A 13294-nucleotide genomic window follows, 5' to 3' on the forward strand; every position below is an offset into this window, starting at 1 on the left:
TAAGGAGTAAATAATCTAACGAATAACTTAATAATGATATTTGTTGGATTATTCAAAATAAATAAAGCATCTCGTTGCTTCGAACCGAATATTAAGAACAAAAGGTTTTATGATGTAATCCCATTTGATGGATCAAATCATCACTTTAACTGTTCGCATAGTTTTTGAAGTGCAATTTACATCTTAAGTGATTATTTTAAATAGATTTATCTTAAACCGGCAAAAGTAGATGATTTTCGAAATCAATTTCAATTAAGTGTTTCCACTTCAAGAACGACAACCTACCTACCGTTGTTTTACTGGCTTACGGCTCTCAACAAAGAGGCAGTTGGCATAATCACCGAATAAAGTTGGATTTTGATGGGTACGATCCTCTATAAGCGATTATCACAATAAATCGAACTCCGTTACCGTTGCATTCATCAAACAAATAGAGAACAGAACCATGAATACCATGCCGCATGAGCTTGTGTGGGATGAAGTCTACTTCCCACCGCTGTTATTGGTTATCGCACTGGCTTACATACTGACAATGCTAACAGGGTCAATCGCGACACGGTTTGGCCTTCATAAGTACGTCGCCTTTCCTGCAATAGCAGAACTGAGCTTGATCGTGATTTTTACTGGCGCTATCGGCCATTTTATTACCATTTTTTGAGGCACTTACTGTGATCAAACGTTATCTCATCACACTTTTATTATTGGCTGCTGCGGGAACTGTGGTTTATAGCTATTACCAGTCGTACTCAAGTAACCCATGGACCAGAGACGGACAAGTCAGCGCTTATATCGTCTCGATTACACCTCGAGTCACGGGTCAAGTCATTGAAGTGCATGTCGAAGACAACTCGAAGGTAAAAAAAGGCGATCTTCTTTTTGAGATCGATCCGAGTATTTACAAGGCGACCTACAGAAAAGCACTTGCGACTCAAAAACAAGCAACTGCCCTACTCGCCAAAGCCAAAAACGAAGAGCAACGCGCGTTGAATTTAGAGAAAAGAACGCCCGGTGCCGTGCCCGTGCTGACACTAAACAACTTGAACAACGCGGTAGAAACCAGCGCCGCAAATGTCGAACTGGCAAAAGCGAACGTAGAAGAAGCACATCTAAACCTTGAGTACACCAAGGTATATGCGCCTACTAACGGCTATATCACCAATCTGAACCTACGTGTTGGCTCTCAAGTTGTCGCGAATTCACCTGTGGTTGCGCTAATTGATGAAGATAGCTTCTGGATTGAAGGTTATTTCAAAGAGACTGATTTAGTCGGTGTCGATGCTCAGGACACTGCTTATGTGACCTTAATGATGCACAACAATGTTCAGCTAGAAGGACATATCAAAAGTATTGGTTTTGGTATCGCGAAGCAAGACGGCAGCACAGGTAATGATTTATTGCCAAACGTGAATCCAAACTTCCAATGGATACGCCTAGCTCAACGCATCCCTATCAAAGTGAAGTTAGACAAAATACCAGAAGACGTACAACTGCGTGTTGGTATGACTGCCTCGATCAAAATAATCAAAAATAGCTAGGTGATTCTTATGTTCACTGCATCGACTAAAGACGCGATTAAAGTCGCACTCTCTATAGTTATCGCAATCTGCCTAGCGTTGTGGTTTGGTTGGGAAAAACCGTATTGGGCTGCGATAGCCGTCGCAGTGATGGCATTGAACGAGAGCTTCGCCCATTCAATAAACAAAGGCCATAACCGGTTAATGGGAACCTTGTTAGGGACCGGTTCTGCCTTTTTCCTCATTGCGATGTTTTCACAAGATCGATTTTTGTTTCTAACATTTCTTACCGTGTTCTTAGGCACTTGTATTTTCATGTCTAGTGACGAGAAATACGGCTACATCTTTTCAATAGGATTTACCGTGTGTTCGATTGTTGCTTGTCTGGGCGGGTTTGATAACCAAACCACCTTTCACTTTGCTGTACTTAGACTTCAAGAAACACTATTAGGTGTTGTTGTGTTCTCTATTGTGTATCGCATCGTGTGGCCTGTGAATACTGAACTCAACTTTGTACAACGTTTCGAAACCAGTAAACAAGCGTTGTTAGATGCGATGGAAAAAACAGACAACATCGACATTGCCGCACTTGAAAGCAACACCGCGAATATTGATAAGCTGTATCAACTTTTAGATCTGCCACTGACCGGAAGCTACCACCTTAAAGAGAACATCCAAACATGGCGCTTGCGTATCGATGAAATGGCACATATCCAAGATACATTACTCAAACAAAGTAACAGCGAATCAGACTTAGATATCCAATGGGCAGTTCTTACTCACAACTTGAAGACGTTCGATGTATTAACACCAGAACAATCTCTTGTTGAGGGTGAACTCAATGTCACAGGTGATCATAAAGACGTGTCTTGGCATCATGCACATCGCACGTTTGTTGAACATTTGAATGAAGATGGGCGCAAAGTGCTGCAAGGCGTGTCGATGTTTATCACATCGCTGTTGGTTTGGATTTATCTTCCAGTTCCAGGTGGTTTCATATTTCCTATGTTAGCCGGTGTATTCTCTTCTATGGTGCCGACCATGCCACCAAGCGTTATTAAGGACGCTTTTTATGGTGTGTTGGGTACAGGGTCGGTGGTTCTGTTGCAATACATCTTTGTGATGCCATTAATGACAGAACTATGGGAGCTGGGACTATTCTACTTCCTTAACATTATGGTGATATGGAAAGTGTTCGCGACACCTAAGCTCATGGTACACCGAATATTGGGTATTAACTTATTAGTTGTTCTCACATCTGGTGCGCTCAACCTCACACCTGTTTATGGAATTGAAACGCCACTTTTGATGCTCGTAAACATTTTGATTATTCTGATGATAGCGAAGTTGTTTACTGATCTATTTAGAGTGAGGGTAACTGCTTAGAACTAAATGCGCTTAACAACTCACAACAAAACGGTCTGCCAAGTATTTTTACTTCACAGGCCGTTTTTTTATCTATTGAAAATCATTATAAATCAATTGATTAACGATAATTATTACTAAGTGAGGATAGCGTCCATCAAAAGCGATTAACGCGATCTGCCACCTCCTCTTAAAATCCTCTCATTGATTGACGCAATGCATTTTTAGTCGCGACATTCACACTAGCAATCCTAACGGATAAATACATAACAACTGAACACGACGTTCAGTATTACATCGACTGTTTGAGTCTCGAAGGTTTGAGGCCACTCAGCGTGGAAACCGTCATGAGTTTTTTTGAAATACGCACCAGCGCCTGTAAGACCCATACTCTTTCTGTGTTAGCGAGCGCCCTATTACTTACCACCCCCAATTTTGCGTCTGCGGCAGAAACCAAGACTTACAGCGAAGTTATGGAAAAAGGTCGAGCACTATTTGACAAATATGGCATCAGTCATGATTTACCAAAGCTAGCAATCAGTTCGCTCGTACAGGGCGAACACCTAGTTGAACACGCACATCGAACCATACAAATTGGCGATGAGGTTCGTGACTCAAGCGTCTATCTGATAAAAAACACAGACAGCAAAGGCAACATCGACCTGCGCATCAAATACAACCCGCAAGAGCTGGATGAAAACGAAAAACTGATCGATGAAATTGAAGAGTTTACGCGCACTGAGTATCGACTAAGAAATTATGCAGAAAGCTTCGATCCATCGTCAGTGAAAGTCAATGAAAAAGACAACGGCGACGTGACCATTAGCTTCAACTATTCGAAATACGGCTTACCACAAGACATCGCCTATTTCCGTTTCTTGAATGTTGATATTGAACTTGTAGGCGGCACACCAAAACGCATGGTAATCACCAACGACAAGCCATTTAATCTTGGTAAGTCAAAAGTCGATACCTATTACCAAGTGATTGATTTCCAAACGTTAGACTCTGGTAAAGTCGTTATTGAACGTAAGACAACTAACATCGAGGGTACGTCTAAAACGAAACCGATGACCATGAGCGCTGTAACTGAACCCGTCGCAATTTATGAAGACGACAACGGCGTTAATGTCCTGCATGAAGAGCGTCTAAAAGAAGTTTCAGATCCTCGTATGCAAGAAGCGAGTGTTAAGTTAGATCGAGTATTCCCTTTAATGGGTGACATGGTGCGTCGTCAAGGTATCGATTTGCCATTACCATTCGGTGTTTCAGTTGCTTATCGCAATCAAGACATGAACCTTCCTATGACCGATTACGTCATTAGCGGTGTGCGCTTGAATGACCTATTCGACCCTGAAGATAGCGTTGCAACGGTTAAAGCAGAAAGTCTTTCAATACGTGGTGATGTGAATATTCTGCCGTTCTGGAATGTATTCGGATATGTAGGAAAGGTAAACGTTGATGCGAATGTTGATGCCTCTTACACCGGCGCTGCGGGAGAATATCTACAAGATAAACTCAATAACAAATTACCTGGTCTAGGCGACAAACTGTGCGAGGGCGTATCAGCACTGTGTAACAGTGGGCGTTTAAATGTACCACTCCATCTCGAATATGACTTACGCGGTGCGGGTACAACATTATCTGTTGGTTACAAAGAGTTCTTTGCCTCAGTGACGGGTACCTATTCACAAACCCGTCTGAAAGGGATGGATGATTGGGGTGACGGCATTGTCACGATTCAGCCAATGTTGGGCTACCAATTAGTTGATTATCGCGCTCAATTCTTCGTTGGTGCTGAATACCAAGGTTTAGATTCACGTATGCAAGGTACTGTAAAGACAGACGATATTGAGTTTGATTACGACGTTGGTGTCGACATTAACCAGTGGGCATTTTTAACCGGAGTCAACAAACAGATTGGCAAGCATTACAACATGACCGTGTTGTACAACAAAGGTGAAACTCGTTCGGCTGTGACATTGAACCTTGGCTATCGCTTTTAGACTAAATCTAACCAAATTTCTGATGTGAACCTACGTTGTATTAGGTCGACATCATACAAATGAAAACGCGCCAACGTTGGTTATCCAGTAGATAACACACGAAGAAACACAACGTCAAATGCTCCAAAGACGGAGCCATCACCTTATGGATCTACAGGTTTGACGGTATCGATGCGCGGTTCGTTATTTTACCGAATTCTATTGTGGACACATTTTTTATGACTATTGCATATCGTTCTCTCATCGCACTCGCTATTGCGGCCGCTCTTGCTGGCTGTGACACAGACGTTGAACCAACGGTTCCAAAGCCAGATAAACCTGAACCTCTCGTACCTGCACCTGCAGAAACCTTTACCACTCAAATCGGCGATGTGATGATTACTGCGACCAAAGAAGAGCTGGTGATTACATCTAATACCGAAGACGACAAACTGGCTTCTGTTGAGTCTTTTAAAGGCATTAAGTTTGCCGACGCAGAGCGTTTTGAGCACAGTGACATTGTTGATCTTGAGGGTGACATTGATGCGACTGCGTTTGGTGATGCTTGTCCTCAATTAAAGACCGTTTCACAGATACAATCTGAAGACTGTTTGAACCTTAACATCTGGCGTCCAGTAGGCGTAGATGCTGATGCTGATCTACCGGTTTATGTATTCATCCACGGTGGTGATTTTGAATACGGTTCTGGTGCAGAGCCGCTCATCCAAGGTGATACGGTTGTAGCGCAAGGCGCCGACGAGGGTAACCCGTTTATTTACGTGACATTTAACTATCGTCTAGGTCTACTGGGTTCAATGTGGGTTGACCATGAAATGGGCGGTAACTTTGGTATTGGTGACCAAAAGCGTGCGATGCAGTGGGTTAACAAGAATATTGATAAGTTTGGTGGTAGCACTGAAAACGTCACTTTGATGGGCCAAGGTTCAGGAGCGATGTCGGTTGGCATACTTCAACAAGATAACGTAGTCGATTCGATAGTTAATGCTGATGGTGACGTAAAGTACTTTGAACGCGCTATTATGCAGAGTAACCCATACGGTTTTGAATATAAAAGCAATGCAACAGCACAAAATAGTAGTGTTGCTGTATGCGAGGCATTAGAGACAACCGATACGAAGCCTGAGCTGAATGGCTTGAAAGTCGCTTTAAAAGCTATACTGGCTTTAAACATATTGCCAGAGGATATTCAAGATACTTTAGAATCTATCGCTGATGATCAGCCATATTTAGCACCTGTAACTGTATGTGCAGATGACTCTATCGAGCAGCAACAAAATTTAACACTAGACAAGATTCTCGATGCGCAACGTAACACCTTACTTTCACCTGTAAACAAGGTACTAAATTGGGTTGAAGGCAGTGTGTTAGGGGTCATAAATGATGATAACAATACTCCAATGTCGAATTTATTGCCATTTGCACCATATATTGACAGCAATGGTACAAATCAAGGTTTACACCTGACCAGCCAACCGATATCAGAAGATTTTTCTGTACCGACAGTCATTGGTAACAATGAAAAAGACGCGGATACGATGGCTATGCTGCCTAGTCTGACATTCCTAATTCCAACCATTTTGGAGCTATTAAAGGAAGATGTAGACAACGGTACTTTTGAATCGCTAAGCGAAAACAATCAAGGTTTAGAACTCGCGGTATGGCTGCAACTTGATGGCAATAAGCAACGCATTATCGATATGGTGTCAGCAATGTCTTCTGAAGAAGTTCAAGCGCAGATTGAACTCGGTGATGTGCTGAATTTACTACCATCCACCGCATATGAAGCCGTGACCAAGCTATTTTTTGGCCTAGGTAACTCTGACATGAACAACGAATTACTGGAACTTGCAGACTACAAGCCTGAGTTGGAAAATGAACTGGGTGGTGCAACACAGAACATGACTGAGTTCAAAATGCTGATGAATGACATGCTATTCCAAGCGCCAGCACGTAACCAAGCGATTCGTTCAACTGAAAATGCAGACGTATACGCGCCAGTTTCAATGTACCATTTTGCGTTCAAGCCTAGCTTCAACGTTTGGACATACAATACTCAAGGTGAAGATGGCGATTTAGATATCGGTGACCTGCTAAAAACGTTTGCTTGTATCTCCGGTGCTTGTGGTGGTTCAGAACTGCCGTTTATTTTCAACAAACCGTATAAACTAGACGGTTCAGAAGTGAGCCTAAGTTCAAAAGACCAAGCTCTGATGAACGACATGTCTCGCCTATGGTTCAGCGACAATCTGTTTACAGACTATGAGTACAGCCAGCAACAAGATAACGTACTGTTCGTCGATGGTGATGGTCAAATAACCATTGAAGACGATTGGGATGCTCTATTCAACGAATCTGAAGATGGCAGTATGCCTAACGGTAGACTTCAAGGCTTAAATGATCTTGGGCTAACCTTAAAATACATGCCTGATTACGAAGTTCCTAACCAGAACTAACGCTTAGTCACCAATCACTCCCACAATGGCCAGTTGTCTGGCCATTGTCACCTATACCCTATTTTTACGGAACATCACAATGTACTTCACACGTATTCACGCGCTGATAGTGCTATTTTTGTCGATCTTAGTTACTGGCTGCGCCCAACCTTACCCCGATGTTGAACCCGACTTCGAAGCTAACTGGCAAAGCACAGAACATCAAGCTCAAATCTATTTGATCCCTAGTGCACCTGAAGCCTTTGCGCGCCGCATTGATCTGGTTCGCCAAGCAAAACACTCGATTGATATGACTTACTTCTCTTGGGAAAACGACACTCTAGGGCTGATGCTGTTAAACGAGCTGAAACACGCCGCTGACCGCGATGTGGCCGTGCGCCTCACACTGGATGACTTGTTGGTATTCAATGACAAATGGCTTGCGGAGTTGGACTCACACGCCAATATTGAGATTCGACTGTTCAACCCTTTTGAGTCACGTAAAGCTGGCTGGATTGGTCGTGCGCTCAACTTCTCTACTCATCAAAAACAGTTAGATAATCGACTGCATGAGAAATACTTTAACGTTGATCACCAATCGATGATCCTCGGTGGGCGCAACATCGGTGATGACTACTTTGGCTACAGCGAAAGTGCCAACTTCTTTGATATGGATGTGCTGTTTAAAGGCGACGTGATTGCTGCTTTCGACCGAAACTACCAAGCGTTGTGGAACAGTGAGCATGTAGTGCCAATTCAAGAACGCATTAAAATCAAAGAGAAAGAGCAATACCAAGCGTTCACCAAAGCGTTGAACAAAGGTGAAAAGAATCAAGCATTGATCACGTCTGAAGTCGAAAGGCAGATAAAGAGCTTAAACCAACCGAAGTTCATTTCAGCCTCTGTCACGCCGGTATTTGACTCACTGGAGAAACTCAATGACAACAAGCCCTACTTTCGCCAACGTATTGAACACTTGATGAAGCAAAAAGTAGCGACGCCAACTAAGGCTATAATTTCTACGCCTTATATGGTGCCAAGCGATAATCAGTTTGTGTTTGTCGATGCGCTCAGAGAGAACCAAGCCGAAGTCACTTTACTGACCAACTCATCGGCTTCCAATGATTCAGGCTTTGTACCAGCTTATTACGAAAAACACCGTGAGACTCTACTCGACAAGGGCGTAAGTATCTATGAGTACAAAAGCCAAGCGATCAATGATGATCACTACTTTCATGTTGATACCTACTACCACAACAAGACAGTAATTTTAGATGAGCGTGTCACCTATATTGGCTCTTCTAACTTCGATCCAAGATCAGACTTTCTCAACGTTGAGTTTGGGGTGTTGGTTGACAGTGAAGAGTTTGCGAAGCAAGTGACACACTACTTAACACGTCAGAAAGAGGAGTTGTTCTGGGCTGTGTCGCGAGAACAATCAGGTGACACCATCTGGGCTTCAGAGGAACAAATCCATACTAAGAACCCGAACTACAGTTCATGGAACAAGGTACCTGATTGGTTATTTCGAAAAATGAATGGCGAGTTCGAGCTTTAAGTGTTCAGCTTCGAATCTTAATTTTCTCCAGTCCAAATGTAAAAAAGCCGCGTAATTCGCGGCTTTTTCATGTTTCAAATACACGTATCTGAGCTTATAGACGGTAGGTCATCGCTCTTTGGGCTACGTAGTTCACCATATCAAGCGTTGTGAAGATCGAATTAACATCATTAATGTTGTAATCCACATGTCCACGCTCCACATATTGCTCAGCGAGACGGTAAATATCAACGACACGCTCAGCTACCGCTTCCATAGGATCAATAAAAGTGACTGTTGGAAATGCCGTTTCAAGTTGCTTTCTAACCAAAGGAAGTTCCGTGCATCCCCAAATAACCGTATCAACGCCCTTCTCTACGATGGATTGAATCGCTACAGCAAGCAGTGCGGCATTACGCTCAAACTCGCCCGCTTTGATCCCGTTGGTTTCTCGGATTGCTTGTCCACACTCTGTCATCTCACCGGTTACTTCACCATAGATAGCACTATGCACGTTATGCTCTTGCTCAAAGGAATCTGGCTTAACGAACACCAGATTCGCGTCCGTTAGGTAACGATCATAGATTCCCGAATTGTATGTGCCGTTGGTACATAAAATACCAACAACAGATTCAGAGTTCTGCTCTTTGATTTGATCAACCGTGGTTTGAAGCATGTCGACGATATAAACGTTGGTGTGCTTTTGAACCTCAGGTCTAAAGTAATGAGCGGTGTTACAGGTCATTACGCCAAACTGAACATTGGCATGTTCTAAAATGCACGCTGACTCAATCAGTTCAGGCACAGGATCGGTACCTTCAGATCGATCGGGGATATCTGAGTTTTTCACCACTATCATGGCCATGTGGTCTTAGTCTTTAAGTGCGCCGTGTTCAATTTCTTTCTTGGCGACGATATCTTGGAACAGAGCATCTGCTTCAGGGCCCATATTACCAAATACACCGAATCGTAGCTTTTTCATTGTTTTTACCTTTGTGTTTGCTAAAGCACAAAGGTTATTACGCTCTTTCGATTTACTTGAATCCTATTAGATGGTTCGCATCCTCGCGAGTGCATAAACAGCGTACAAAAATCAGAATTGAGTACCAAAGGAAAAATGAATACGAAATTCGTCGCCTTCAGGCGCATCTAAGCCGTAAGCAAAATCGAGCTTAACTGGCATTAACTGTGAGTTCCAAATCAAACTCACGCCCGTCCCACGCTTCCAATCCGCTTGTTGATCAAATGCATCACCCACATCAAGAAATGCGCCCAACCAAATTGAACGATAGACTTGATGCTGATATTCGAGCCCAGCAGTTAACATATAACGTGCCCCCGTTAGTTCACCATTCTCGTCTCTAGGGGAGATAGATTCGTAACCATAACCTCGCAGGTTTCCATCGCCACCAGCAAAATACCGCAGTGACGACGGCACATCAGATAATGATTTGGCAATGTTGATGCCTACGTTGGAGCGGAAATGGAGCTTCTGCCTGTCACTAATATCCCATGAAAGGACACTGTTTCCTTCCAACCGCAACAGCCTTGAGTCAGAGAACAGACTAGGGTCAGAATACTCGACAGAATAGATGTGTCGATGATTGAGCTCCAACTGATCATTTTTACGATCAACCTGAGAAAAACTGATGCCAGGTAACAGTAATTGCGATTGCTCTTCCTCAGACGCCTGACGGTACTGTTCGTGCAAGTATTTGACATAAATGGTGCTTTGCCAATCACTGTCTAATTGCCAGTAACGTTCGAACTTAAGATCGTTTGTAAAGCTATTGGTGTCTCGATGATCAATTCGTTTCGATTCAAACTGAATACCAAAGTAATCCGTTGTGACTTTCTCTGTGGGGATTTTGTACCCCAACTGAAGTGATTGCTCCTGTTCAGACAAATATGTCTGTGTTTCAAAGCTGTGGCCTCTCCGGTTATACCAAGGCTTTGACCAACTGAGAGAGGCGCGTAAACCGAGATCTGTAGAATAGCCGCCACCGACCTGCACGATATTTCGAGAACTTGGCTCGGCAATGATTTCAATTGGAACTTCTAGGTTGTCATCAAGTTTGTCAAAGTCACCATGTACGATGACACTTCGAAACCATTGAGTGTCTGACAAATCAGATTGCAGTTCACCTAACTTGATGGTGTCAAAGTCATCACCTTTTTTAAAGGTGGGTATTTTCTCGATACGAGTAGGGTCAACCCCATCATCAGGAATACTTATAGAACCGAACTTGTAGCGTGGACCACTTGCAAAATACAAGTGTATATTCGCGATGTTCTCGCTAGGAATAACTTCAATCTTTGACTCGATAAACCTGCCGTCAAAATAACCTTTCCGCTTTGCTAAAGAGAAAATCGCACGCTTAGTTTGGTCGTATTCTTGGTGAGACAAAGTTAAACCTGAGCCTAACTTGCTTTGATTGAGTATATTGATGAACTCCGCATCTAGGCTAGCTTCACCTGTTATTTTTACTATCGATTCTGCGATGCGCATGACAGGACCAGAATCGATGTTAATGATCACGTTATCAGAATCATTGAGGTCGATATCGAGCTGTGGGTGATAATAACCATAAGGGTTGAGTGCATCTTGAATACGTTTAGATAGCTTCGTTTTCGATAGCTGTGATGCAGGAACATCGGCTAAAGGTTCTAAATATAATTCTACATTTTCGGTGAGAGTTTTATTAACCCCTTTAACCTCAAATTCAGCAGCACTAGAAGAGTGTTGGGTAAACAGGAAAAATGAAGTGGCCAGCACTAATTGTTTAATCGAGGTCTTCACGCGGTTACCCAATTGCTCAAAACCCGAACAGGTTATAAGCAAAGCGTTAAATCGCTGAATCTCTTATGGAGGACGCTATCCTTCGAACGGCTTATCGGGTTGTTTAACACTGCAACAGTCGTTTATTAACGACTCAAATCCCAGCCCTACAGACACAAAAAAGGCGCAATTAAGCACCTTTTGAATGTCTATTACTTATTGATTTATATGGCTTGCTGATTTATATGGCTTGCTGACTCAAGATCAGTTGTTGTTCAGCCACACATCTTGGTTTTTTGGAGCTTTCTTCTTCTTTTTCTTCTTGCCAGTACCGGCCGGTGGCGCAACAGGTTTTAGTGCTGCGATCAGTTCAGCTGTCGCTTCTTCATCCACTTCAAAGCCTTCAATTTGCTCACGCTCAAGACGAATCTTGTTCTTCTTCTCGATGATTTTGAAGTGGTGGTAATCTTCGTGATCGATCAGAGATAACGCAAGACCAACTTCACCTGCACGACCACTTCGGCCGATACGGTGCATGTAGTCTGACGGGCTACGCGGTAAGTCAAAGTTGATTACCACTGGAAGCTTCTCAATATCCAGACCACGTGCCGCGATGTCTGTCGCGATCAGAACGTCAATCTCGCCAGATTTGAAATCTTCTAGGATACGAGTACGTGAACCTTGCCCTTTATCGCCGTGGAATACTTCTGCGATGATACCGCGCTTGTAAAGCTTGTCTGCTAGGTGCTCACAGCTGTTCTTCGCATTAACGAAGATCAGAGCTTGGCGCCATTCATGTTGTTGAATTAGGTGTGCGAGTAACGCTGTCTTGCGACCTTTTTCTACTTCGAATACACGTTGAACCAGTGTGCTCGCATTGGCACTTTGAAGTTGAACTTCAATTGGATCGCTTAGAAGTTCGTGAGTCAGCGTTTTAACTTGCTCTGGGAAAGTTGCAGAGAACAACAAGGTTTGTTTTTTGCTCGGCAAGAGCTTCAAGATTGCATCAAGTTCTTCGGTAAAACCTAGGCTTAGCATTCGGTCAGCTTCATCAAGCACTAACGTTTTCACTTTATCTAGTTTGATAGCGTTGCTCGAAATAAGGTCAAGCAGACGACCCGGTGTTGCCACCAAGATATCAGTGCCGCCACGTAGCGCCTGCATTTGAGTGTTTACCGATACACCACCAAACACACAAACCGTTTTAATCGCGCCATTGAAATGCACAGCGTAAGATTTAACGCTGTCAGCCACTTGCTTAGCAAGTTCACGAGTAGGAACCAAGATAAGGCCAGAAACAAAGTTACCTTTGCCTGAACGACGGTCCAGAGGGGCATCTTCATGAATCTTTTGTAACAGTGGAAGAGCAAATGCTGCGGTTTTACCTGAACCGGTATTTGCGCCTGCAATTAAATCGCGTCCTGCTAACACACTTGGAATAACTTGCGCTTGGATAGGCGTTGGCTGTTGGTATTCAAGCTCAGATAAACGAGCCATCAAAGGAGAGATTAAGCCAAGATCAGAGAAGTTGGTTGGTGTAGTGGTGTTAGTCATTAATTGCAGGAACTCAAAGCTAAAATAATAGCGCGCTATATTAACGTATTTCAGCAGTATTACGTAACTAAATCGCCCTTTCGCTTCTATTTCACTGATTAATATCC

At 43.2% G+C, this 13294-nt stretch carries 9 protein-coding genes; 6 read left to right on the forward strand and 3 right to left on the reverse strand.

Annotated features, from left to right (window positions below; translation table 11 throughout):
• Positions 1 to 445 precede the first annotated feature (445 nt).
• The 6 genes from AB4307_RS15785 to AB4307_RS15810 all read left to right on the forward strand — a co-directional run bounded on the left by AB4307_RS15785 (position 446) and on the right by AB4307_RS15810 (position 8875).
• A complete protein-coding gene (locus tag AB4307_RS15785) occupies positions 446 to 658 on the forward strand; it encodes a DUF1656 domain-containing protein (RefSeq protein ID WP_017059802.1) in 213 nt (70 codons plus the stop codon).
• A gap of 10 nt (positions 659 to 668) precedes the next feature.
• Entirely contained in the window at positions 669 to 1535 is an 867-nt protein-coding gene (locus tag AB4307_RS15790) for an HlyD family secretion protein (protein WP_372132440.1), read from the forward strand.
• A gap of 9 nt (positions 1536 to 1544) precedes the next feature.
• Entirely contained in the window at positions 1545 to 2900 is a 1356-nt protein-coding gene (locus AB4307_RS15795) for an FUSC family protein (protein ID WP_372132442.1), read from the forward strand.
• Positions 2901 to 3226: 326 nt separating this feature from the next.
• Positions 3227 to 4885, forward strand: a complete 1659-nt coding sequence (locus tag AB4307_RS15800) for a hypothetical protein (protein ID WP_372132445.1) — start codon at positions 3227 to 3229, stop codon at positions 4883 to 4885.
• Between the two features lie 218 nt (positions 4886 to 5103).
• Complete coding sequence (locus AB4307_RS15805) at positions 5104 to 7338, forward strand: carboxylesterase family protein (protein ID WP_372102679.1); 2235 nt, start codon at positions 5104 to 5106, stop codon at positions 7336 to 7338.
• 79 nt (positions 7339 to 7417) lie between these two features.
• Entirely contained in the window at positions 7418 to 8875 is a 1458-nt protein-coding gene (locus AB4307_RS15810; protein WP_372132448.1) for a phospholipase D family protein, read from the forward strand.
• Positions 8876 to 8969: 94 nt separating this feature from the next.
• Here AB4307_RS15810 and AB4307_RS15815 read toward each other — a convergent pair whose 3' ends face one another.
• The 3 genes from AB4307_RS15815 to AB4307_RS15825 all read right to left on the reverse strand — a co-directional run bounded on the left by AB4307_RS15815 (position 8970) and on the right by AB4307_RS15825 (position 13187).
• Positions 8970 to 9719, reverse strand: a complete 750-nt coding sequence (locus AB4307_RS15815; RefSeq protein WP_371725484.1) for an aspartate/glutamate racemase family protein — start codon at positions 9717 to 9719, stop codon at positions 8970 to 8972.
• Positions 9720 to 9947: 228 nt separating this feature from the next.
• Complete coding sequence (locus tag AB4307_RS15820; protein WP_029235239.1) at positions 9948 to 11666, reverse strand: autotransporter assembly complex protein TamA; 1719 nt, start codon at positions 11664 to 11666, stop codon at positions 9948 to 9950.
• Positions 11667 to 11897: 231 nt separating this feature from the next.
• Positions 11898 to 13187 (reverse strand): DEAD/DEAH box helicase, encoded by a 1290-nt coding sequence (locus AB4307_RS15825; RefSeq protein WP_017059810.1) that lies wholly within the window; start codon positions 13185 to 13187, stop codon positions 11898 to 11900.
• Positions 13188 to 13294: the final 107 nt, after the last annotated feature.

Source organism: Vibrio sp. 10N.261.52.C2 (assembly GCF_041471425.1).
Classification (GTDB): Bacteria; Pseudomonadota; Gammaproteobacteria; order Enterobacterales; family Vibrionaceae; genus Vibrio; species Vibrio crassostreae_C.

Coding starts and splice junctions, on each gene's coding strand:
- AB4307_RS15785 (WP_017059802.1), top strand. CDS start 446: ATGAATACCATGCCGCATGAGCTTGTGTGGGATGAAGTCTACTTCCCA.
- AB4307_RS15795 (WP_372132442.1), top strand. CDS start 1,545: ATGTTCACTGCATCGACTAAAGACGCGATTAAAGTCGCACTCTCTATA.
- AB4307_RS15800 (WP_372132445.1), top strand. CDS start 3,227: ATGAGTTTTTTTGAAATACGCACCAGCGCCTGTAAGACCCATACTCTT.
- AB4307_RS15805 (WP_372102679.1), top strand. CDS start 5,104: ATGACTATTGCATATCGTTCTCTCATCGCACTCGCTATTGCGGCCGCT.
- AB4307_RS15810 (WP_372132448.1), top strand. CDS start 7,418: ATGTACTTCACACGTATTCACGCGCTGATAGTGCTATTTTTGTCGATC.
- AB4307_RS15815 (WP_371725484.1), bottom strand. CDS start 9,719: ATGGCCATGATAGTGGTGAAAAACTCAGATATCCCCGATCGATCTGAA.
- AB4307_RS15825 (WP_017059810.1), bottom strand. CDS start 13,187: ATGACTAACACCACTACACCAACCAACTTCTCTGATCTTGGCTTAATC.